The sequence below is a fragment of the Marinobacter sp. LV10R510-11A genome, assembly GCF_900215155.1.
In the GTDB taxonomy this organism is placed as follows: Bacteria; Pseudomonadota; Gammaproteobacteria; order Pseudomonadales; family Oleiphilaceae; genus Marinobacter.
The window spans coordinates 2,143,678-2,165,139 of record NZ_LT907980.1 but is presented as its reverse complement, the minus strand read 5'-3'; the positions used below and the strand labels follow the sequence as shown (position 1 = coordinate 2,165,139).

General features: G+C 53.0%; 20 protein-coding genes. 13 read left to right on the top strand and 7 right to left on the bottom strand.

Annotated features, from left to right (window positions below; genetic code table 11):
* The first annotated feature begins 183 nt into the window (after window positions 1-183).
* The 4 genes from CPH80_RS10290 (at window position 184) to CPH80_RS10275 (ending at window position 5,407) form a co-directional block, all read left to right on the top strand.
* Window positions 184-2,394 carry an acetyl-CoA hydrolase/transferase C-terminal domain-containing protein gene (locus tag CPH80_RS10290; protein ID WP_096277523.1) on the top strand — a complete coding sequence of 737 codons (2,211 nt, stop codon included), beginning with the start codon at window positions 184-186 and terminating at the stop codon, window positions 2,392-2,394.
* The gene (locus CPH80_RS10285; protein ID WP_096277521.1) at window positions 2,394-2,864 is read left to right on the top strand and encodes an FKBP-type peptidyl-prolyl cis-trans isomerase; all 471 of its coding nucleotides are present in this window, start codon (window positions 2,394-2,396) and stop codon (window positions 2,862-2,864) included. The genes CPH80_RS10290 and CPH80_RS10285 overlap by 1 nt, the downstream gene beginning before the upstream one ends.
* 172 nt (window positions 2,865-3,036) lie before the next feature.
* Window positions 3,037-3,774, top strand: a complete 738-nt coding sequence (locus tag CPH80_RS10280; RefSeq protein ID WP_096277519.1) for a response regulator — start codon at window positions 3,037-3,039, stop codon at window positions 3,772-3,774.
* A gap of 64 nt (window positions 3,775-3,838) precedes the next feature.
* A complete protein-coding gene (locus CPH80_RS10275) occupies window positions 3,839-5,407 on the top strand; it encodes an ATP-binding protein (protein ID WP_096277517.1) in 1,569 nt (522 codons plus the stop codon).
* Between the two features lie 232 nt (window positions 5,408-5,639).
* Here the strand turns inward: CPH80_RS10275 and CPH80_RS10270 are convergent, their stop codons facing one another.
* Together CPH80_RS10270 and argF are read right to left on the bottom strand one after the other, a co-directional pair.
* A complete protein-coding gene (locus CPH80_RS10270) occupies window positions 5,640-6,713 on the bottom strand; it encodes an ABC transporter ATP-binding protein (protein WP_096277515.1) in 1,074 nt (357 codons plus the stop codon).
* Window positions 6,714-6,718: 5 nt separating this feature from the next.
* Entirely contained in the window at window positions 6,719-7,633 is a 915-nt protein-coding gene (gene argF / locus CPH80_RS10265; RefSeq protein ID WP_096277513.1) for an ornithine carbamoyltransferase, read from the bottom strand.
* A 234-nt stretch (window positions 7,634-7,867) separates the two neighbouring features.
* On the opposite strand from argF, the gene grxD reads away from it, so the two are divergent.
* Window positions 7,868-8,194: a Grx4 family monothiol glutaredoxin gene (gene grxD, locus CPH80_RS10260; RefSeq protein WP_096281548.1), complete on the top strand. Its 327-nt coding sequence runs from the start codon at window positions 7,868-7,870 to the stop codon at window positions 8,192-8,194.
* A gap of 18 nt (window positions 8,195-8,212) precedes the next feature.
* On the opposite strand, the gene CPH80_RS10255 is transcribed toward grxD, so the two are convergent.
* From CPH80_RS10255 to CPH80_RS10235, 5 genes are all read right to left on the bottom strand, one after another.
* Window positions 8,213-8,995 carry an energy transducer TonB gene (locus tag CPH80_RS10255; protein ID WP_096277511.1) on the bottom strand — a complete coding sequence of 261 codons (783 nt, stop codon included), beginning with the start codon at window positions 8,993-8,995 and terminating at the stop codon, window positions 8,213-8,215.
* A gap of 80 nt (window positions 8,996-9,075) precedes the next feature.
* Window positions 9,076-11,280 carry a DUF1631 domain-containing protein gene (locus CPH80_RS10250; protein WP_096277509.1) on the bottom strand — a complete coding sequence of 735 codons (2,205 nt, stop codon included), beginning with the start codon at window positions 11,278-11,280 and terminating at the stop codon, window positions 9,076-9,078.
* A gap of 198 nt (window positions 11,281-11,478) precedes the next feature.
* Complete coding sequence (locus CPH80_RS10245; RefSeq protein ID WP_096277507.1) at window positions 11,479-12,081, bottom strand: Yip1 family protein; 603 nt, start codon at window positions 12,079-12,081, stop codon at window positions 11,479-11,481.
* Between the two features lie 153 nt (window positions 12,082-12,234).
* Window positions 12,235-13,518, bottom strand: coding sequence for an HlyC/CorC family transporter (locus CPH80_RS10240; RefSeq protein WP_096277505.1), 1,284 nt, complete (start codon window positions 13,516-13,518; stop codon window positions 12,235-12,237).
* An 82-nt stretch (window positions 13,519-13,600) separates the two neighbouring features.
* A complete protein-coding gene (locus CPH80_RS10235) occupies window positions 13,601-14,407 on the bottom strand; it encodes an inner membrane protein YpjD (RefSeq protein ID WP_096277503.1) in 807 nt (268 codons plus the stop codon).
* Window positions 14,408-14,588: 181 nt separating this feature from the next.
* Here CPH80_RS10235 and ffh point away from each other — a divergent pair, with 181 nt between their 5' ends.
* The 8 genes from ffh to CPH80_RS10195 all read left to right on the top strand — a co-directional run bounded on the left by ffh (window position 14,589) and on the right by CPH80_RS10195 (window position 21,451).
* Complete coding sequence (ffh, locus tag CPH80_RS10230; RefSeq protein WP_096277501.1) at window positions 14,589-15,977, top strand: signal recognition particle protein; 1,389 nt, start codon at window positions 14,589-14,591, stop codon at window positions 15,975-15,977.
* A gap of 164 nt (window positions 15,978-16,141) precedes the next feature.
* Window positions 16,142-16,381 (top strand): 30S ribosomal protein S16, encoded by a 240-nt coding sequence (gene rpsP / locus CPH80_RS10225; protein ID WP_096277499.1) that lies wholly within the window; start codon window positions 16,142-16,144, stop codon window positions 16,379-16,381.
* A 26-nt stretch (window positions 16,382-16,407) separates the two neighbouring features.
* Window positions 16,408-16,935 carry a ribosome maturation factor RimM gene (rimM, locus tag CPH80_RS10220; protein ID WP_096277497.1) on the top strand — a complete coding sequence of 176 codons (528 nt, stop codon included), beginning with the start codon at window positions 16,408-16,410 and terminating at the stop codon, window positions 16,933-16,935.
* Window positions 16,936-16,938: 3 nt separating this feature from the next.
* Entirely contained in the window at window positions 16,939-17,697 is a 759-nt protein-coding gene (gene trmD / locus CPH80_RS10215; protein WP_096277496.1) for a tRNA (guanosine(37)-N1)-methyltransferase TrmD, read from the top strand.
* A 25-nt stretch (window positions 17,698-17,722) separates the two neighbouring features.
* Entirely contained in the window at window positions 17,723-18,079 is a 357-nt protein-coding gene (gene rplS / locus CPH80_RS10210; RefSeq protein ID WP_096277494.1) for a 50S ribosomal protein L19, read from the top strand.
* 115 nt (window positions 18,080-18,194) lie between these two features.
* Window positions 18,195-19,097 carry a site-specific tyrosine recombinase XerD gene (xerD, locus tag CPH80_RS10205; protein WP_096281546.1) on the top strand — a complete coding sequence of 301 codons (903 nt, stop codon included), beginning with the start codon at window positions 18,195-18,197 and terminating at the stop codon, window positions 19,095-19,097.
* A gap of 146 nt (window positions 19,098-19,243) precedes the next feature.
* Entirely contained in the window at window positions 19,244-19,975 is a 732-nt protein-coding gene (locus CPH80_RS10200; protein WP_096277492.1) for a thioredoxin fold domain-containing protein, read from the top strand.
* A 174-nt stretch (window positions 19,976-20,149) separates the two neighbouring features.
* A complete protein-coding gene (locus CPH80_RS10195) occupies window positions 20,150-21,451 on the top strand; it encodes a homoserine dehydrogenase (protein ID WP_096277490.1) in 1,302 nt (433 codons plus the stop codon).
* The last annotated feature ends 11 nt before the right edge of the window (window positions 21,452-21,462 follow it).

Genomic DNA, 21,462 nt, shown 5'->3' with positions numbered 1-21,462 from the left:
CTGACTTCCCCTCATATTCCTTTTACTCCCTGTACTCTCTATATTCCCTGTACTCTCTGTCTGTTTCCTGGGCCAGCGATATTTAGCACCGAATTCATGATCTGGTGCATTGTCTGCGCGCATACGTCATGTGATGATTCCCAAACGGTTGTTACATGCTAGTTGATCAATGAGGATCCTTATATGACGGTAAATGGCAGGCAGCGCCTGAGCGACACAGAACGTTGCGTGGATGAAGTCATCCGTCGGGTAGGTAAGACAATTACGCTGGGGCTGCCCCTGGGCTTGGGAAAACCCGTCCGCTTCGTTAACGCGCTTTATCAGAGGGCCAAGGACGATCCGGAGATAAATCTGCACATATTCACGGCGCTCTCACTGTTGGCACCCGCCGGAAGCTCTTCATTGGAAAAACGTTTTATGGCCCCGTTCGCGGAACGTCTTTACGGCGACATTCCAGAGCTACACTATGCTCGGGATGTTTTAAAGAACCGCCTGCCCCCAAATGTTCAGGTGTCGGAGTTTTTCTTCAAGGCGGGTAGTTACCTTAATAACCGCAGTCAACAACAGAACTACGTATCCACCAACTATACCCATGCCGTTCGTGATCTTGTGGATCTGGGGGTTAATGTGGTGGCACAAATGGTATCGCCGGGCGAACTGCACGATGCACCTGGCATGGTAAGCCTGAGCTGCAACCCGGACCTGAGCCTCGACCTGCTGCCGCGGCTGCGGGAGCGAGAGGCGGCAGGGACTCCCGTGGCGATCGTGGGCGAAATCAATCGCCAGTTGCCCTGGTTCGGTCGCGATGCTGCTATCCCTGAAGATCAGTTTGATGTGATGTTTGAGCATCAGGCTTCGGAATACCCGCTGTTTTCTGCGCCTCAGATGGCCATTAGCCCAGCAGATCACCTGATTGGATTTTATGCCAGTACTTTACTGAAAGATGGCGGCACGCTGCAGTTGGGCATAGGTTCGCTGGGGGCGGCGCTTGTGCATAGCGCTTTTCTGCGCCATAAACATAATGATTCCTGGCGGGCTATTTTTGACCACTTGAAGGTTGCCGAGCACTTCCCTCTGGCAGAAAAAGTAGGTGGAACCGGAGCGTTTGAAAAAGGCCTTTACGGTTGCAGTGAGATGATGGTCGACGGCTTTTTGTACCTTATGGAGGCGGGCATTCTCCGGCGCGAGGTGCATGATCACGCCGATCTGCAAATACTGATTAATAACGGCGATATTGGTGAGTTGGTTTCCCTTGAGACCCTGGATGTACTGCGGCGGGAGGGGCTTATTGATTCACCCATGCGGGCCCGGGATGTGGCTTGGCTAACGCAGTACGGCATTCTTTGTGATGCGGTTGAGTTCAAGGGTGGCCGGTTACGGATTGGTGAGCGCTCACTGGATGCCGATCTGGATGATCCAGAGGCGAGAGAGGCGATTGCGGCCTTGGCGCTCGGGGAGCGGCTCACTGGCGGCGTGGCCATGCACGGCGGCTTTTACGTGGGCCCTCAGCAGTTCTACCAATCACTGCGAGAGCTTTCAGATGCCGATCGTGATCTTATCTGCATGACCAGTGTCAGCTTTATCAACCATCTCTACGATCATCGTTTCGGTAATCAGCGCTTAAAAGCGGCGCAGCGGATACACAGCCGGTTTATCAACACAGCCATGATGTACACGCTCAGCGGTGCAGCAATTTCCGATGGGCTTGAGGATGGCCGGGTAATAAGCGGCGTGGGCGGTCAGTACAATTTCGTTGCCATGGCCCATGAGTTGCCCGATGCCCGGTCCATTATTACCTTGCGCAGTACGCGGGAAACTAAGGGCGCGGTGGTGTCGAACATTGTGTTCAATTACGGCCATTGCACAATACCCCGCCATTTGCGGGATGTTGTGATCACCGAATACGGAATCGCAGATCTGCGCGGCCAGCCAGATGAGCAGGTATACCTGCGCTTAATCCGTATCGCAGACTCCAGCTTTCAGCAAGGCCTGCTTGCTCAAGCACAGAGAGCCGGTAAGGTGGACGCGACGTTCCGGTTGCCGGCTAGCTGGCGCAACAACACGCCAGCTAGTATCACCAAGGCGTTTGCAGCGGCGGGCGGTCAAGACTGGTTTCCAGCGTTTCCCTTTGGGCGAGATTTTACAGACCAAGAGCTGGTGCTGGGCAAAGCCTTGAGCAAACTCAAGTCTGAAACGGCTACCCGCCGTGGTAAGGTATGGGCCCTCTTGCAGGCCATTCGAGCCAAAGATGACGAGGGCCGTTTTACCGAACTGCTGAAACGAATGGGCCTGAACCAACCCTCAGGGTTGCGAGAAAAACTGGATCAGCGTCTGGTGATTCATGGCCTGCAACTGACAGAAAATCCACCGGATACAGGAAACTCGAAAGCCTGATGCAAGCTTCTCAAGAAAAACCTGACATTTTTACGGTTCACTACGTACTGAAGAATAAGATCGGCGAGCTGGTTGATACTTCAGAGGGCAGTGAGCCTCTGCATTTTCTATACGGTAGCCCCGATGTTATCAAAGGCATCCAGGAGGCGGTGAAAGATCGCAATGCTGGAGATTGTCTGGAAGTGACTGTGCCACCCACCATGGCTTACGGTGAACACAAGGCAGAGCTGGTTCGAAAGGTTCCCCGCTCAATGTTCGAAGGCGTGGAAAACCTGAAGGTTGGCATGAAATTCCAGACCAATACCGGCGACAACGCACAGGTTGTTAAGGTGATGGGCATGGATGGAAATCTCATCAGAATAGATGCCAACCACCCATTGGCCGGTTTTACTCTGTATTTTGATCTGGAAATCATCGAGCGCCGTGAAGCAACGGATGAGGAAATTGATCAGGGCTGGCCGTTATTCTAAGCGAGTTGGCGCTGTGGGCACTTGGGTACTAGAATTTAGTGATTGTGACTGGATGTAACGGCAAGGCGGTTCCATGTATATTTCTGAATAACATGTATAATTGCTGTTACATCACGTTGTCTGTATTGTCGGATGCAGGCGAAAAACTGAACCCGGAAAAACAAAATCAGAGATGGACCGCGTGGAACTGACAAACGAAAGTTGGCGAATTCTTATTGTCGAAGATGATGAGCGGCTGGCCGAGCTGACTCGAGAATATCTCGAGAGCAACGGCTTAGCTGTATCAGTCGAAACACATGGGAGCCCTGCGGTAGAGCGGATCCGTACCGAACAGCCTGATCTTGTCGTGCTGGATTTGATGTTGCCTGGGGAAGATGGGCTTTCTATTTGTCGCCGTGTGCGACCGTTTTATTCCGGTTCTATCATTATGCTTACTGCGCGCACTGACGATTTGGATCAAGTGCTTGGTCTTGAAATGGGAGCAGATGACTACATCAGCAAGCCCGTCAAGCCTCGTGTGCTGCTGGCACGCATTCGAGCCATGCTGCGCCGTATTACGGAAAATGCGCAAAAGAATGCAGATGAAGCAAATGGCGAAGAGCCTTCGCGCCTGCAGTTCAACGATCTGGTGGTAGATCGCTCCATGCGTGAAGCTTGGCTTAGCGAACAAAGCATCGACCTTACCAGCGCCGAGTTCGATCTGCTCTGGTTGCTGGTAAGCAATGCCGGCCGGGTATTAAGCCGAGAAGAGATTTTCACCGCCTTGCGGGGCATAGAGTACGACGGCCAAGACAGATCCATTGACGTTCGGGTCTCCCGGATTCGCCCCAAAATCGGCGACGATCCTGTTCACCCCCGCAGAATTAAAACCGTTAGAAGTAAAGGTTATCTGTTTGTGAAAGAAACCTGACGATTCAGTTTTTGGCGTCGGTACGGTTTTTTCGGCCGACGCTTCCCTGCCAGGGTTCGTCGACATGCCCCTGAAGTTTTTCCTCAAGCTATACGCCCGTCTTGCCAGCCTTACAGCGTTGGTAATACTGCTTTGCATTGTTCTGTTTTTTGGTATCAATTCCGTACGTTCACAATTCTGGAATGAGCGCTTTTCCGAGCCGCTGATGCGCTGGCTAGCGTCTTCACCTTCACCAGGGCAGCAGTACCACTGGCTAGCCTTCCAGTACGATTTCGGTGTTGCAAGTGCCGGGGAACTGTCGCTTTCTCCGGTTATTCGGGAGCGCCTAGGTTATGGCCAGGTGGTGGCGGTTGAAAGCAGCCTGGGTTACCGCTTTCTGGTAACGGGGTTTCACGGCGAAGCTCTGCAACTGAGGGCGACTCAGCCCTATCGTGATATTGCTGTTGCCTCCGCACAGATCTTACGTGTGCACCTAGATGCTGCTGATCCAAGTGAGCGTAAACAAGCGGTCGACCGGCTTACAGAAGGTTTGAACGTTGGTGTTCTAAGAGTACAGGGCCCGGCAGCACTGCCGGATGATGAGGTTCTGGAACGGGTTTACACCCAGGGCGCAGCCTTTTACCGGGTTAACGGAGAGGGGCGAGTGCTTGTGCAGTTATCAGACGGTGAACTGATTCAGGTTACTTTACCGGCGCCGTTTAGTCCGTGGGCATGGCCGGTCATCCTATTGTTACTGGTGGTGTCGGGCAGTGTTTTGGCTCTGGCGCTTGTTTTGGTGCTCCGAAGCCTGGATAGCAAGCTGCGTAAAGTTGAATCCGTGGCTGTGCGCATTGCCCGGGGGGAAATGGGTGCCCGTGTAGAGGCCGGCGAAGGCACTGTTGTCTCCCGGTTGGCAGCGGCGTTTAATGGGATGGCTGAACACATACAGCGTCTCGTGAACGTTCAGCGCGAAATGATTCATGCGGTTTCCCACGAATTGAGAACGCCGGTTGCTCGTATTCGCTTTGGCGTACAGATGATTGAAGACTGTCAGGGTCAGGAAGCCCTGCAGAAACAGCTTGATGGTATTGACGGCGATATTCAGGAATTGGACGAACTGATTGATGAGATCCTGACCTATGCGCGACTGGAGCAGGGCGGCCCTGTTTTCTCCCTTGAAGAAGCATCCGTCACTAACATAGTGAGACAGGTTGTTGGAGAGCAGCAACTTGTTCGTCCGGCTTTGAGTATTCTGGGTGAAATAGACGAGGCCACTGAGCACATGGAGTTAGCTGATGTGGAGCCGCGCTATATTCACCGGGCTATCCAGAATCTTGTGGGGAATGCTGGGCGTTATGCGGCTGGCAAGGTGCTTGTCCGTTGCCATATTGATGAAGATCACTGCCGTGTTGATGTGGAGGACGATGGCCCGGGCGTTCCGGAAGACGAGTGGGAGAAGGTGTTCACTGCGTTTTCCCGGCTCGATGACAGCCGCACCCGCACCTCCGGCGGGTATGGGCTCGGCCTCTCTATCGTGCGACGTATTCTTTATTGGCATAACGGGCAGGCCTTTGTGAGCCGAAGTGATAGCCTTGGTGGCGCGCGCTTCAGTTTGGTTTGGCCGCGCAAGAAGCCACTGGAGCCGGATTTATGAATGAGTGTGAAATAGATCTCGGGTCGTCACCTGATGTAACAAATCGACTACACAAGCACTACTGAACACTTCTGCAATTCCCCCTCTGCATTTCTTTTTAAGCTGTACCCATGTTCTTCTTCTTCGAGAGTGCCTGACGTTCTCGATAGCGCCGCTGATTGGCCATGTCACCACGGTGGCTTACCGCCATCGAGCGAGTCTGCAACAACTGACGAACCTGCGATAAGGTTTTTCAGCTGTTGCGCTCAAACGCAATAAGGTGGTCGGCTTCGACCCTTACCGGCACTGTCTCGCCCAGGTGGAAGTCCAGGTGGCTGCGAAACAGCGTCTCAAACTCCGTGCTTTCAGAAACGCGAAAACGATAGAGCGTTGAGGTGCCTGCAAAGGTCTTCTCCACCACTTTTGGGCGCAAGTCTGAATCCGCATCGTAAACAATATCATCAGGGCGGATAAGCACGTCTACTAGCGTGCCAGCGGGCCATTTGTAGGCCCGGTTTCCGTGAATGATGCCCAGTTCAGATTCTATAATGTCTGGCCCCACGGCCGTGCCCGGAACAAACCCACCTTGCCCTACAAAGCTTGCCACAAAACGGTTCACAGGCTCGTGGTACAGATTGTATGGCACATCCCATTGCTGGATTCTACCGCTCTGCAGTACGGCCACTTGGTCGCACATGGCGAAGGCTTCCTGCTGGTCGTGAGTCACCAAAATAGCGCTGATGCCAAGGGTTTTCAGAATCTCACGAACGTCGAGGCTGAGCCTGCGGCGCAGATCGGCGTCCAGGTTGGAGAACGGCTCGTCGAGCAAAATCAGCGTTGGCTCGGGGGCAAGTGCCCGTGCCAGTGCAACCCGTTGTTGCTGACCACCCGAAAGTTCGTGCGGATAATTGTCCGCCAGATCCTGCAGGTGAACAACGTGAAGCAGCTCCATGACTTTGTTGCGTTTCTCGGTTTTGTTCAGCCCACGCAATCCGAAGCCCACGTTATCGGCAATACTTAGGTGTGGAAACAGGGCATAGTCCTGAAAAACCATACCGATGCGGCGTTTCTCTGGCGCCAGTGTGCGGCCAGCGAGGCTGATTTGCCGAGACTCCAGGCATATTTCACCTCCGGTCAGCGGGAGAAATCCCGCCAGCGCCCTCAAGATGGTGCTCTTTCCGCAACCGCTAGGCCCGAGCAGGCAACCGATATCTCCGTGTCTGAGCGCGAAGCTGACATCTTTTACAACGGCGTCTCCGCCATAGCCACAGACTAGGTTGTTTACCTCTAGCAACCAGTTGTGGGCGGTCGTTTCCGGCGTGCTCATAAATCTTAGTCCAGGCGGTTCAGGATCAGGAATTCCAGCAAAGCTTTCTGGGCGTGGAGCCGGTTTTCGGCCTCGTCCCAGATTACGGAGCCTGGGTGATCTATCATATCTGCCGAGATTTCCTCGCCACGGTGGGCGGGCAGGCAGTGCATGAGTAGTGCGTCTGTTGCTGCGATATCCATCAGCGTCGGATTGATCTGGTAGTTGCTGAACGCTTTTTCGCGGGCTTTTTGTTCGTCTTCTTGGCCCATAGAAGCCCATACATCCGTTACCAGCAGATTTGCATTGCGGGCCGCTTCTGCGGGCTCTCGCATGAGGGTTACACGGTCGCTATGGGCCTCTACCAGCTCCAGGTCTGGCTCGTAACCTTGGGGCGTTGCTATGTTCAGGTGGAAATCGAACTGTGTAGCAGCATTGATATAGGAGTGGCACATGTTGTTGCCATCACCGATCCAGGCCACCGTAGCACCTCGTATACTGCCGCGATGTTCGCGATAGGTCTGCATGTCGGCCAGCAACTGGCAAGGGTGGAAATCATCCGTCAGGGCATTGATAACAGGTGCCCGCGAAGCCCTTGCAAACTTTTCGACTGTTTCATGAGCATAGGTGCGGATCATTACAGCATCCACCATGCTGGAGATTACAATGGCGGAGTCTTCTATGGGCTCTCCGCGATCAAGCTGTGTGTCCCTTGAAGAAAGAAACATGGCAGAGCCGCCTAGCTGGGTCATGCCGGCTTCGAAAGAAACCCGGGTGCGGGTAGAGGACTTATCAAAAATCATCGCCATCACGCGATTTTTCAGTGAGTCTCTGACCTTGCCCTGGCGCCATTCGTTTCGGAGCTTGGTGCCATGATCGACCAGACTCTCCAGCTCGGTCGTGGTCATGTCATTCAATGTCAGAAAATGCCTTGCTGCCATGGGATGGCCCTTACCTTGGTGAAGCCCAGGATGAGTATAAATACTGGTGAAAAAACGGGGGCGTCAAGTCTAGCCCTTCGCGCCAACGAAGACAACGCTGGAGGGGCTGGGGGCTTGCCTTGAGTCAAATTGCGAGGTTTGTTGAGGAGCTCGCCCGACGTGTACAATGGAATTCAGTGAAGATAGATGCATCAGCGCAAACAGGCTGTTCCTTTTAACCAGAGGTGAATGTTCATGGACATTAACGAAACCATTAAATCCCAGCTCTCAGAAAACGCGATTATCCTGTATATGAAGGGATCACCCCAAGCCCCGCAGTGTGGCTTTTCATCTAAAACATCACAGGCCCTGATGGCATGCGGCGAGCGTTTTGCATTTGTGAACATTCTTGATAACCAAGAACTTCGCGAAGGCCTAAAAATTTACTCTAGCTGGCCGACTTACCCGCAGCTTTACGTTAGCGGTGAGCTAGTTGGTGGCTGTGACATCATTATGGAAATGTCCGAAAACGGTGAGCTAGCCACGTTGTTAAAAGAGGCGACCAAGCAAGCTGAAGCCTAATTCCGTTTTCCCTGCCGGTTAAAGCCGCGACGGAGCGAACACCAGCTTTACTTCGAAGTGGCTTTCGCCGCCCTGATCTAGCGGTGGCTCCGGGTAGGGGCTGGCTGATAGCGCGGCCCGGTAGGCTGCGCTATCTATCTGTTCAATGCCTGTCGATGTGATCACTCTCACCCTAGTAAGTGCACCATTCTCTAGTAGTTGAAGCTCCAGTTCCATGGTGCTTGAGCCCGTAAGTTCTTTGATTGCCGGTATCCGTAGCGTTTCTAGCTGAGTGGCCAGATGCATGGCCAGTTTGATCAGGTAGGGATCCTGCTCGGTGGGTGACTGGGTAATTTGGGTGGGCTCCTGCGAGCTGTCTTTCTCCGCAACCTGTGAGCGGGCTCCTGATGTTGATGGCGAACTGGAAGGGTGTGAAGGCGTTGCAGGCTTGGCCAGATCCGACGTTTGCTTTGTTGCCGGGGCTTGTGAGCCTTTGCTGTATACCGTTTTTTGTTTCGAGTGGCTTGTCGAAAGCACGGGCTCTACCGGCTGGGAAACGCTGTTGTCTGGCGTTACCTCAAATGGTGGGTTGCGACTGACGCTTTTTTCAGCCGACTCTGGTGTGTAGGCGGTTGGTGTCTTAGAGTTACTCTTTGTCGCGACCAGCTCTAGGTTTAATTGCTGGCGGTGTCGAACGGGGGGATCCTTCACAATGGAAGGAACGCCCGACAGCAACAGCGTATGAATTAGGAAAGCGGTTGATAAGGCGAGGGCGATCCGATACGTCGCCGGAAGGCTATTGTTGCTGCCATGCTCCAGCATTGATCTCAGGGTGCTCCATTATTACCGGATGACCGCTGAGTTGGCTTGGGCTCGCAGAATAATTGCGCGCCCAAGCCAACTCAGGCAGTTTTGCTGCGCAGAGAGCCGACCACGGCATCCAGTGCCCGGTCAATGAATGCCCCTTGCTCAAGCAGTGTCATTCTGCCACGCCGCATTTCATGGGCGAGATCCACTCGGGTCTTTTCGATGACCTTTAGGCCCATGCGGTTCACAAAGACGAAGCAGTCTGCTTCTTCAATGATTGCGGAAAGCTTGCACCGGAAGCTTGCACCATTAATCAGCCGGAACTCAACCCAGTTACCTATCTCGATGCTGTCAATCTGTGTCATGAACTCGGCAATAGCAGAATCTTCAGGCTGAAGCTCTGCCATGTTTCTGGCTTCATCTGGGTCTTCATCTTGAACCGGCGGCTTTTCAGTCATTTCCATGCTGGAGCTGGCTCGGAAGGCTTCAGCCAGTTCGTGTTTAAGCTGCCCCATGGTGCCGTCGAGCTTTGAGGCATTGTACGAAACTTCTTCCAGCCCTGCGCGCAGTGATTTGAGCAGGCTGGGAACAACGCGAACCCACTGATCTCTTTCGGAATCTTCCTGGTGCGGGTGGAGGCACCAGATTAGATCATCGACAATTTTTACGCTCGCCTGCCAGCGATGCTCAACATCGTCCCGGAGGTAGGCTAGAAACATGACCCGGCTCCAGCCGTTGATCAGAATGGTATATACAGGCTCTGGAAGCCGGTAACGAGCCACTCGCTCCTGTATGATTCGATCGACCAGTTCTTGGGCTTTCTGAGATTTTATGCGGCCACGTTCAGATTCACGGGTACGCTGCTCCACCAGAGAAGATTTGCGGTTCTCCCGGGCAAGAAACTCTTCAAACTCCTCGTTCAGCGTTTCAAACAAGGTTATGTCGCCGTCAAACTCACTGAGGATTCTCTGCACAATGCCGTGAATCATCTCGTACAGCTTGTCCCGGGTTTTCTCGTCGCTGTTGCTCCAGCCGATGCCGGCTCGGGCAAGGGCGTTGAGCAGCTTACGCGCCGGATGCGTGGTCTTGCTGAAAAAGCTCTTATCCTTGATGACAACTTTCAGTATGGGTATCTGTAATCGGCTGATCAGCACCTGGACCGGGGCAGACAAATTGTAGTCATCAAGAATGAATTCAAAAAGCATAGATACAAGGTTTATCAGATCCTCGTCTATTTCCTTAAGTGCTGGCTTTTTGCCGTCGGGGCTGTTGGCCTGGGCCAAAATTTGTTGAATCGCGTCGCGCAGATCAATGGTAAGCGGCTCACCTTCGCTGAGGTTTTTTTCCGTGCCAGCTTGAGTGTTGAATGACAGTGAGGTCAGCAAGCCTACTAGCTCAGTGCCCCCAATAACCCGAATGTCGGGATCATGCTGTCGTGACGGTATGCCGGCATTGGCTCTTTGGCGGGCCAGTAACTGATGGATATGCTCAAATACGGCGTTGCTGGCAGCACCGCTGTCCTGCTGCTTTTCAGCGGATGTAGCGGAGCCTTCTGAGTTCCCGGGTTTCGGTTGATCTTCCGCAGCACTGTGTTGGTGGCCGCTTTTCCCGTGATAGCGGAAATTGGGGATAACGCCCGCCTGAACGAGAATTCTGTTTGCTTCATCCAACAGCATACCCAGATTGGACACAACGTAGCGGTCAAACTGCTTGAGCAGGATTAATCGCTCACGGATCTGGATTTCCAGCGCTTGAATGGCTTCAGTGAAAGCGCTGCAAAGGTGTTCTGGCGCCAGGGGGTTGACTGGTGATTCGTCGGAAGCACCGTCATAGACCTTGCTGAAGCGGGCTTGGAGTTGCAAAAGCGGCCCTTGGAAATGGGCCTTGGCCTTGGTGATCATGGCGTTTAGAGCAACTTGCTCTTCTAGGTCATCATTGCCAACGAGCGCGAGATCGTCTGCATTTGCTTGCTTCCCCAGGGAGTCTTCGTGCAGTTGACCTGTATGGGAAGGGTTAGCAAAAAACTGCGCAACCGTATTCTGAAAATGGCGCTCTACGCCTTTGCGCTTGATGCGGATTTCCCGCATGGCTTCAAAATAGCGATTTTGCTCGTTGTTGCTGCGAGCATTGTTGGCCAATTCGAACAGCGAATCATCGACCGCATCAAACGCGCCCTGCAGCAGATCTCCTAACCCGGCGACAACGGTGTCGCGGATACGCGTGACCTCTACAGGAACCGGTTTGCTGCTACCTGCTTCCCTGTGTTCACGGAGGTAATGTATGCCGGACTGCTTGTTCATGGCCGACTCCTGTTTACGGCTCAACCGGGTACATGACCGAGCTTGACTGTCTATTTTTTGATTATAGGTTAAATTTACCGCATTTTTGGCTGCGTTAACATGAATAAAACCTAACCTAGGCGCTATTTTGAAAAACAAAGGGTGTTCCGTCGGAACACCCTTTGTTGTTTCGCTGGTAGTAAGATCGCACGTTAATCTTCAGGAAACATATATCGGGCCTATACCCATGCTCCAGATCACTACACTGATGGCAAGCAGAGCTACAAACATGATTAGCCCAACCGTAAGAATCGCGGTGGCAAACATAAATCCGCGATCTTCTGGAATTCTCATCAGAATGGGAAGCCCCTGGTAGAGCAGGTACACCGCGTAGGCAATGGCAACGAGCCCGGCCAGCATATTTACCCAGATATTAGGATAAACCGCGATAACTCCGATCAAAAAGATAGGTGTGGCGGTATAGGCGGCCATTGCAATGCCGCGTGGCGTTTGGTCCACCGCATCATAGGTTGCCGCAAAGAAATCAATGAACTTGCCGAGAATGAATATGCCGGCCAGCATGGCAGCATAAAACAGCACGGACAAACTAAGCGCGCTGTTGATAGACAGGCGTGTAACCTGGCCATCACCGATTTGCCAGCCAATCTGGGAGGTTCCGTAGAAGCCCGCCACGGCAGGTATTAGTGCAAGAAGCAGCACGTGTCCTGTATAGAGGCGAGTAACGGATTCTGATTCTCTTCGGATAGCTTCCCATGCCTGGTCAGGATTGGTCAGAAGGCCAAAGGTATGTGTCAAGCTCATGGACAAACTCCTACCGATTATTGTTGTTTCGAACTAACCCTTAGTGTTAGCAGAAGATTGACATGCGTCAAGGAGCTGATTACATTTTGATCGACCAAGAAAGCGCTCTGCTATAACCTAATCGTCTATAGCGGAGTGCAGAAGCTTGCGACGTCAAGCAATGGCGCGTGTCCGTTTTTTGCGTTTTCTGGGATGCACGATTGCAGCCTTTACAACGTTGTCTTTGATTTGAAGAACTTCAACCCGATGGCCGTCTACCTTCAGGCAAACGTTGGTGTCTGGAATGTTTTCAAGGGTTTCGGTGATCAGGCCGTTGAGGGTTTTCGGGCCGTCCGTAGGCAGTTTCCAGCCTAGGGTTTTGTTGATGGTGCGCACGGAGGCTGTGCCATCAACAATGAAGGTGCCATCGTCTTGGGGGATGATGTCTGGGCTTGTCGCCGCATAATCCGTTGTGAAATCACCAACAATCTCTTCGAGAATGTCTTCCAGGGTAGCGAGCCCGAGCACATCGCCATATTCGTCCACCACAATGCCGAACCGGCGCTTTCCTTTCTGAAAGTTGATGAGCTGCGTGTTCAGCGGTGTGCTCTCGGGAACGAAGTAAGGCTCCTGGCAAAGTTGTAGAATCATGGCTTTGTTGATCTCGTCCTGCTGCAGTAGCTTGGCTGCACTGCGCAGATGCAGGATGCCCTGAATATCGTTGATATCCCCTTTGAATACCGGCAATCGTGTGTGCTGGCTGTTTCTCAGTTGTCGCAAAATGGTGTCGGTGTCGTCATCCAGGTCGATACCCGAGACTTCATTGCGCGGCACCATGATGTCATTCACGGTTACCTTCTCGAGATCTAGGATGCTGACAAGCATATCCTTGTGCTTTGCGGGGATCAGTGCGCCCGCTTCGTTTACCATGGTTCTGAGTTCTTCACGGCTGAGGTGATCGCTGGCCGCATCGTTTGCGGAAATTCTCAAAATCCTGAGGATGGCACCTGTAAATAGGTTTACCGCCCAAACGATCGGATAAAGGATTTTCAGCAGCGGCCCGAGTATGTAGCTCGCGGGGAAAGCAATTTTTTCCGGGAACAGGGCGGCAAGCGTCTTAGGTGTGACTTCGGCAAAGATCAGGATGATGATGGTCAGTAACAGGGTGGCAATGGCAATGCCTGCGTCACCCCAGATGCGAATGGCTATAACGGTGGCAATGGACGACGCCAAGATGTTGACGAAGTTGTTGCCAATCAGAATGATTCCGATCAGTTGGTCGGTGCGCTGCAACAACTTCTGCGCTCGTTTTGCGCCTTTGTGACCGGTTTTCGCCATATGCTTGAGGCGATACCGGTTGAGGGACATCATTCCGGTTTCGGAGCTGGAGAAGAATGCCGATAGCATGATCAGCCCGACGAGAATAATCGACAGCGCAGTAAGCGATGTACCGTCCAAACTAAGGGTGTCCTTATATTGCTTATAAGTGGCGAAAATAGGTTGTAATTGTGTCTGGTGTCAAGACGTTGTGTATGGCGAATCAGCCGCCTTTCTGAAATACGAGCTCAAGGGCGAACTTGCTGCCATAAAAGGCCACCATCAGAAGAGCGCAGCCGGCCAGTGTCCAGCGGCTCGCAGTGATACCGCGCCAGCCTTTTGTGTAACGCCCGATAAGTAACGCAACGAATACCAGCAGCGAAAGCAGGGAGAATACCGTTTTATGAGCCAAGTTCTGGGCGAACAGGTTTTCGATAAAGACCGCCCCGGTCACAATGGCGAGAATCAGCATAACGACGCCCGCCCAGACCATTTCAAAAAGCAGGGATTCCATGGTTTGCAGCGGCGGCAGGTTACGTACCGGGGTGCTGTTGTAGTTTTGCTTCAGTTGGCGGTTTTGGAAGTAAAGCAGAGAGGCTTGTATGGCCGCCAGGGAAAACAGGCTGTAGGCTGTCACTGATAATGCGATATGAGAAAGTACGCCATAGCTTTCATCAGAGACAACGCGCGATGGCGTATGTGTGATTAAGGCTGCGATGATGGTGAAAGCTGCCAGCGGGTAAACGCCGAGGAACAGGCTTTGAACTGGCTTTTTAAGATTCAGACCCAGCAGAAGAAAAACGATGAGCCAGGAAATTAGCACTGAGCTTTTGAAGAATCCGAGGTCTACGCCACCATCGTGGTGTATGGTCTGAGTAATCAAAAGCCCGTGAGCGGTGAGCGCCAGCATGCCAACTAGGGTGGTGATGGCAATGTTACTTTGCACGCGCCCACGAAAGTGAAGCGCCTGCAGAGCGGTGCCGACGCTGTACAGAAAAAGAGAGGTGACCGCGAGAATCAGCGTTCCCATGACTTCCTTATTAACGGCTGTGCTGGCTGGAGATCGGCAGGGATAACTGCCGATTTGACCGGGTTGGTCGTTTCAGAGCGATAGTCTGGTTATAATGTCGCGATTATGCAACAGGAATCAAGGAGCCACAGCCGGCTCTGAGGTTTATGCACTCAATTTATCCGGGGTACGGAAGAGCAACATGTTTGAGAACCTCCAAGACCGACTTTCCGGTAGCCTGCGCAAGATTTCCGGTCAGGCGCGGCTTACCGACGACAATATAAAGGACACGCTTCGGGAAGTGCGCATGGCGCTGCTGGAGGCTGACGTTGCCTTGCCGGTAGTAAAGGACTTTGTTGAAGGCGTTCGCCAGCGAGCTGTCGGGCAGGAAGTTCAGCGTAGCCTCAGCCCCGGCCAGGTATTTGTAAAAGTTGTACAGCAGGAGCTTGAGCGGGTAATGGGTGAGGGGAATGAAACCCTCAATCTCGCCGTTCAGCCTCCCGCAGTTATCATGATGGCTGGCCTTCAGGGCGCGGGTAAAACCACCACGGTTGCAAAGCTGGCGCGATTCCTGAAAGAGCGCCAGAAAAAATCAGTCTTAGTGGTGAGTGCTGATATCTATCGGCCGGCTGCTATCAAGCAGTTGGAGACCTTGGCGGGTGAAGTGGGTGTTGAGTTTTTCCCCAGTACCGCCGATCAGGATCCTGTTGCCATTGCCGAAGGCGCGGTTTCTGCCGCCCGCAAGAAGCATATCGATGTTGTGATTCTTGATACCGCGGGTCGTCTGCACATTGATGAGCAAATGATGGGAGAGATCGGGCGCCTGCATAAAGCAGTCAATCCGGTTGAAACCCTTTTTGTGGTCGATGCGATGACCGGGCAGGACGCCGCGAACACCGCCAAGGCGTTTAACGACGCGTTGCCTTTGACCGGTGTGGTGCTGACCAAGACGGACGGTGACGCCCGTGGCGGTGCCGCGCTGTCCGTAAGGCACATTACAGGTAAGCCGATCAAGTTTCTGGGGGTTGGTGAAAAATCTGATGCCCTAGAGCCGTTCCACCCAGATCGGGTGGCATCCCGTATTCTTGGCATGGGCGATGTGCTTTCCCTTATAGAGGATGCAGAGCGCAAGCTGGACCAGAAAAAGGCCGAGAAGCTCACCAAAAAGATCAAAAAAGGCAAAAGCTTTGATCTTGAGGACTTCCGTGACCAACTTCAGCAGATGAAGAATATGGGCGGTATCGGTGGGTTGATGGACAAGCTGCCGGGCATGGGGCAGATGGCGCAGGTAGCGCAACAACAAGTTAATGACAAGTCCATGGGCCAGTTAGAGGCAATCATCTGCTCGATGACCTCTAAAGAGCGTCGTTACCCGGATGTTATCAACAACTCCCGTAAGCGCCGCATCGCCACTGGCTCGGGAACCCAGATACAAGACGTGAACCGACTGCTTAAGCAGCACAAGCAAATGCAGAAAATGATGAAAAAGTTTAGTAAAAAAGGCGGAATGGCGAATATGATGCGCGGTCTTGGTGGTATGATGCCGCCGGGCGGTGGCGGCGGTGGAATGCCGCCAACGGGTCGTATGTAAAAAGCCTTACATGGAAAACCTAGAATCAGTGGGTTTTCCTGTTTTCTTTGACGCGTATTTAGCATAGAATAGCGCCCCTTTCGAGTATGGGTATTCGCATCAGCCACCACTGTGGTCGTCGTGAAACGTACAAAGTTCGTATAACTGAACAGGATATTGGTTAAATGGTAACAATCCGTTTGGCTCGTGGCGGTTCCAAGAAGCGCCCGTTCTATCATCTAACAGTCACCGACAGCCGCAAATCACGTGATGGCAGCTTCATCGAGCGTGTTGGCTTCTTCAACCCGATTGCACGGGGCCAAGAAGAGCGTCTACGTGTTGATCGCGACCGTGTAAATTACTGGGTTGGCCAGGGTGCACAAGCTAGCGATCGCGTTGCACAACTGCTCAAGACTGCTGAGTAAGTTTTACTGACCACCGGGGTTGTTGTATGACGCAGAATTCGCAGGAAACTGTGATCGGTCGGATTACCTCGGTATTTGGGGTTAAAGGGTGGCTTAAGGTTTTTTCCTTCACCGACCCCAAAGAAGGGATACTTGATTATACCGACTGGGTTTTAGACCTGGACGGCAAACGTATTCCTGTAAAGCTTGAGGAAGGTCGTCGCCAAGGGCAGGCGATCGTTGTCAGGCTAAAAGGTATTAATGATCGTGATCTGGCGCGCACGTATTCTGGCGCTGAGGTCAAGGTTCCGACAGCTGAGCTGCCTGAGCTCCCTGATGGGGAGTATTACTGGCGTCAGTTGCAGGGACTTGAGGTGTTTACGGTTGAAGGTGAGTGCCTCGGTCGTGTGGATCACCTTATAGAAACCGGTTCCAACGATGTTCTGGTGGTGCATGCAACGGCGGGCTCCATAGATCAGCGCGAGCGCCTGATTCCTTATCGTCCTGACCAAGTTGTCAGGGAGATTGATCTGGTGGATCGCAAACTGGTCGTAGACTGGGATCCGGAGTTCTGACGGATGTGGATTGGCGCAGTCAGTCTGTTTCCGGACATGTTCCAAGCGGTAACGGATTACGGGATAACGAGCAGGGCAGTACGCGATGGTCTTCTGACTTTCGATAGCTGGAACCCTCGCGATTATACCCAAGATCGTCACCGTACCGTCGATGACCGTCCTTATGGGGGTGGTCCCGGCATGCTGATGAAAATTCAGCCGCTCAGGGATGCCATTCACGCAGCACGGGAAGCGGCGCCAGGAAGAACTTGTGTGGTTTATCTTTCACCTCAGGGTGAAACGCTAAATCAGGCTGTAGTTGAATCGCTAGCTGCGGAAGAACGTTTGATTCTGGTAGCGGGCCGCTATGAAGGTGTTGATGAGCGCCTGATAGCGGCAGAGGTCGACCGGGAAATATCACTGGGCGACTTTGTGCTTTCCGGTGGCGAGCTGGCAGCTATGGCTGTTATTGATGCGGTTACACGCCTCATCCCCGGAGCGCTGGGTCATGCGCAGTCGGCAGAGCAGGATTCTTTTGCTGACGGTTTGCTGGATTGTCCGCACTACACCCGGCCCGAAGTTTACGAAGGTCAGGCGGTGCCGGATATTTTATTGGGCGGTCACCATGGTCAGATCCGGCGTTGGCGACTAAAGCAGTCGCTGAGGCGAACCCAGGAGCGACGCCCCGACCTGCTGGAAAAGCGGGTGCTTACGGACGAAGAGCGTGAGCTACTGGGTGAGATTTTAAACGAACCGTGTGCCTCTGAATCATCAGGGCATTAAAAGATTGAGTATCAGGAGCATTACGATGAGCGGCAAGAACAACATCATCAATCAAATTGAAACAGAGCAGATGACCAAGGAAATCCCCGCGTTTGCGCCGGGTGATACCGTGATTATTCAGGTTCGTGTAACCGAAGGTGCTCGTGAGCGTCTACAGGCTTTCGAAGGCGTTGTAATCGGTAAGCGTAACCGTGGCATGAACTCGTCCTTCACCGTGCGGAAGATTTCTTACGGCGTAGGCGTTGAGCGTACTTTTCAGACCTTCTCTAAGCTGATCGATAGCATTGCTGTGAAGCGTCGCGGCGATGTTCGCCAAGCCAAGCTTTACTACTTGCGCGAGCTTTCTGGTAAGGCAGCACGTATCAAGGAAAAGCTGGGCTGATCAGTTATTTGCCGAGTAACCTTGCAGTGAAAAAGGCAGCCTAAGGGCTGCCTTTTTTGTTTCTGGCGAGCCAGAATGCGATCATTGTAAATGAAGGTTGTCAGAGGGCGATGGTGTGAGACCAGAGGACGAAGCGGTCATTGTCCGGTTTGTTGATGCGATCTGGCTTGAGGATGGCCTGGGTGAAAAAACCAGGCAGGCCTATCGCAGCGATTTGCAGCGCTTGGCAGCATGGTTGGAAAACCAGCCCGGTCGGCCGTTGCTGACAGCGGCGCAGCGAACGGATTTGTTGGCGTGGATGGCCGGTGGGCTCGCGGAGGGCATCAAAGCCTCTACGGCCGCGCGTCGTCTATCGGGTATCCGCCGTTTTTTCCGGTTTCTACTTCGCGAGAGGCTGATTTCGGAAGACCCCACGTTGCGTATCGATAGCCCCCGGTTACCCCGGCGGTTGCCAGATTCGTTAACGGAAGCAGAAGTCGATGCACTTTTGGCTGAACCAGACCCCAGCCTGCCGATTGAGCAGCGGGATAAGGCCATGTTGGAGATTCTCTATGGCTGTGGATTGCGGGTGTCTGAGCTCACAGGTTTGCGCGTCGATCAGGTGAACCTGCGCCAGGGTGTTATACGGGTTACGGGTAAAGGTGATAAAGAGCGCCTGGTTCCACTGGGGGAAGAGGCGATAGATTGGTTGCTCCAGTATATGAAAGAGGGGCGCCAAGAGCTTCTCAAAGGGCGAGCCTGCGATGCGCTTTTCCCCGGTAACCGGGCGGCAGCTATGACACGGCAAACGTTTTGGCACCGTGTTCGCCATTACGCCACCCGTATTGGTATTAACAAGCACTTGTCACCCCATACGCTCCGGCATGCCTTCGCAACGCACTTGCTTAACCATGGTGCAGATCTGCGGGTGGTTCAGATGTTGCTGGGCCACTCGGATCTTTCTACCACGCAGATCTACACTCACGTTGCACGGCAGCGCTTGCAGTCGTTGCATTTGGCTCATCATCCCCGTGGTTGAGTCCGGGGTTTTTAGGTAAGGTAGCGTTTTGAACTTTTGTGGCGAGCCGGTGTCGCAGGGTTTTAGCTTAATGGCTCGTTTCATGGCTGGTGTGAGTGACCCCGCAAGCCCAATAAGTATCTGACTGAAAAGGTGTGTTTGCCAGGATGAATGTAAAACGTTTTATTATGGTGGCAGTAATGGCTGCAGGTGTTCTGGGTTCGCCCTTAAGCGTTGCCGGTGATGTTGAAGATAGCATCAGCGAGCGACTTTCCAATTCCGTGCCTGGGCTAAAGATATCGTCTGTGCGGGAATCCGAGGCGAAGGGGCTTTACGAGGTTCAGAGCAATAACGGAGATACTATTTATACCACGTCGGATGGCCAGTACCTGCTTACCGGCGATTTGCTGAAGGTTACTAGCGATGGCATCGCCAACGTCACAGAAGAGGCCAGAGCTGGTGGCCGGCGCAACACCATGGAGAACTATGGCGATGAGGGTGTTATCAGTTTCAAGGCCAGCAACGAGAAGGCGGTGATCGATGTGTTTACTGACATCGACTGCCCCTATTGCCGCAAGCTTCATGACGAGGTGCCTCAGCTTAATGATTACGGTATTACCGTGAATTATTATGCCTATCCACGCTCCGGCCCGGACACACCATCGTTTGTAAAGTATGTTTCCGTTTGGTGCGCAAAGGATCAGAAATCTGCGATGGATTCCGCCAAGGCCGGTAAAACAGTTGCAACGGCCACCTGCGAAAATCCTGTTCTGGAGCAGTTTCAGCTTGGCCAGCAAGTTGGTGTAACGGGTACGCCGGCAATTGTGCTGGAAGACGGAAAAGTCGTGCGTGGTTACGTGCCAGCGAAGAACTTAGCAGAAGGCCTGGGCCTGCTTTAATGCTGGCATAAACTAAGGCGCCGTTCGGGTGGCTCGGTTATGTGACAAGCTTTTGGTTCAGGGCTTATTCAGCAGGCCCTGAACCGGTATACTATGCGGCCTTCCAGCGGCGCAATATTGCAATGCTGCAAAACTACAATTCATCAGCCCCCCTTCGGGATCAGAGGTGAGAGCTTGAAAGACGTCAATGTCGGAATCTGCGGACTGGGAACCGTTGGCGGCGGTACATTCAATGTACTGACGCGCAACGCAGCGCTTATAGCGGGCCGTGCGGGCTGTAATATCCGGATTACCCGGGTTGCAAGTCGCCGCAGTCGTGACGATATAGATCTTGGCGACGTAGCCTTCAGCACCGAGATTTTCGACGTGGTGAATGACCCTGCCGTCGATGTTGTCGTAGAGCTAATCGGCGGTTACGACACCGCGCGGGAGCTCGTACTGGCGGCCATTAAGAATGGCAAGCACGTCGTCACGGCCAATAAAGCGCTTATTGCCGTTCATGGCAACGAGATTTTTGAAGCGGCCGAAAAAGCCGACGTTGTGGTTGCCTATGAGGCAGGTGTTGCGGGCGGTATTCCGGTTATGAAGGCCATTCGTGAAGGTATGGCAGCGAACCGTATCGACTGGATTGCGGGTATTATCAATGGCACCGGCAACTACATTTTAACCGAGATGCGTGCAGGCCGTGCCTTTGCTGAAGTTCTTAAAGAAGCCCAGGATCTTGGTTACGCAGAAGCAGACCCTACCTTTGATGTTGAGGGTATCGACGCGGCCCACAAACTGACCATTCTGGCTTCGGCTGGCTTTGGCGTTCCGCTGCAGTTTGATAAAGCCTTTACCGAAGGGATTTCGTCAATCACTCCCTACGATATCGCCCATGCGGAGCAGCTCGGTTACCGTATCAAGCATCTGGGTATTGCCCGTCGTCGTGAAAACGGTATCGAGCTTCGGGTGCATCCGACATTGGTTCCTAAAAGCCACCTGATTGCTCAGGTTGATGGCGTACTTAACGCTGTCCTTATGGAAGGCGATGCTGTTGGCCAGACTATGTATTACGGCCCAGGCGCTGGCGATGAAGCGACGGCTTCTGCTGTCATTGCCGATATAGTTGATGTCGCTCGGGTTGTGGCAAGTGAAGGCGCGTTGCGAGTGCCTTACCTCGGTTTCATGCCAGAGGCCATGGAGAACTTAGAAGTGCTCCCCATGGAGGAGGTTCAATCTGCCTACTATCTGCGCATCACCGCTCTGGATCGGCCAGGTGTGTTGGCTAAAATCGCCTCGATTCTGAGTGAGCACGGCATCAATATTGAGTCGATCATGCAGAAGGAATCTGAGCTGAAGGATGGCCGCATCCCGGTCATTATCCTGACCCATACGGTGCAGGAACGGCAGATCAACCGGTCTATCGAAGAGCTGGAATTCCTCTCGGATATTGATGGCAAAGTTATTCGCATCCGCGCCGAAAACTTTAACTGAGAAAACTATAA

Bases quoted from the DNA above. Each gene is read 5' to 3' on its own strand.
- CPH80_RS10290 (WP_096277523.1), top strand. From the start codon at position 184: ATGACGGTAAATGGCAGGCAGCGCCTGAGCGACACAGAACGTTGCGTG.
- CPH80_RS10285 (WP_096277521.1), top strand. From the start codon at position 2,394: ATGCAAGCTTCTCAAGAAAAACCTGACATTTTTACGGTTCACTACGTA.
- CPH80_RS10280 (WP_096277519.1), top strand. From the start codon at position 3,037: ATGGACCGCGTGGAACTGACAAACGAAAGTTGGCGAATTCTTATTGTC.
- CPH80_RS10275 (WP_096277517.1), top strand. From the start codon at position 3,839: ATGCCCCTGAAGTTTTTCCTCAAGCTATACGCCCGTCTTGCCAGCCTT.
- CPH80_RS10270 (WP_096277515.1), bottom strand. From the start codon at position 6,713: ATGAGCACGCCGGAAACGACCGCCCACAACTGGTTGCTAGAGGTAAAC.
- argF (WP_096277513.1), bottom strand. From the start codon at position 7,633: ATGGCAGCAAGGCATTTTCTGACATTGAATGACATGACCACGACCGAG.
- grxD (WP_096281548.1), top strand. From the start codon at position 7,868: ATGGACATTAACGAAACCATTAAATCCCAGCTCTCAGAAAACGCGATT.
- CPH80_RS10255 (WP_096277511.1), bottom strand. From the start codon at position 8,995: ATGCTGGAGCATGGCAGCAACAATAGCCTTCCGGCGACGTATCGGATC.
- CPH80_RS10250 (WP_096277509.1), bottom strand. From the start codon at position 11,280: ATGAACAAGCAGTCCGGCATACATTACCTCCGTGAACACAGGGAAGCA.
- CPH80_RS10245 (WP_096277507.1), bottom strand. From the start codon at position 12,081: ATGAGCTTGACACATACCTTTGGCCTTCTGACCAATCCTGACCAGGCA.
- CPH80_RS10235 (WP_096277503.1), bottom strand. From the start codon at position 14,407: ATGGGAACGCTGATTCTCGCGGTCACCTCTCTTTTTCTGTACAGCGTC.
- ffh (WP_096277501.1), top strand. From the start codon at position 14,589: ATGTTTGAGAACCTCCAAGACCGACTTTCCGGTAGCCTGCGCAAGATT.
- rpsP (WP_096277499.1), top strand. From the start codon at position 16,142: ATGGTAACAATCCGTTTGGCTCGTGGCGGTTCCAAGAAGCGCCCGTTC.
- rimM (WP_096277497.1), top strand. From the start codon at position 16,408: ATGACGCAGAATTCGCAGGAAACTGTGATCGGTCGGATTACCTCGGTA.
- trmD (WP_096277496.1), top strand. From the start codon at position 16,939: ATGTGGATTGGCGCAGTCAGTCTGTTTCCGGACATGTTCCAAGCGGTA.
- rplS (WP_096277494.1), top strand. From the start codon at position 17,723: ATGAGCGGCAAGAACAACATCATCAATCAAATTGAAACAGAGCAGATG.
- CPH80_RS10200 (WP_096277492.1), top strand. From the start codon at position 19,244: ATGAATGTAAAACGTTTTATTATGGTGGCAGTAATGGCTGCAGGTGTT.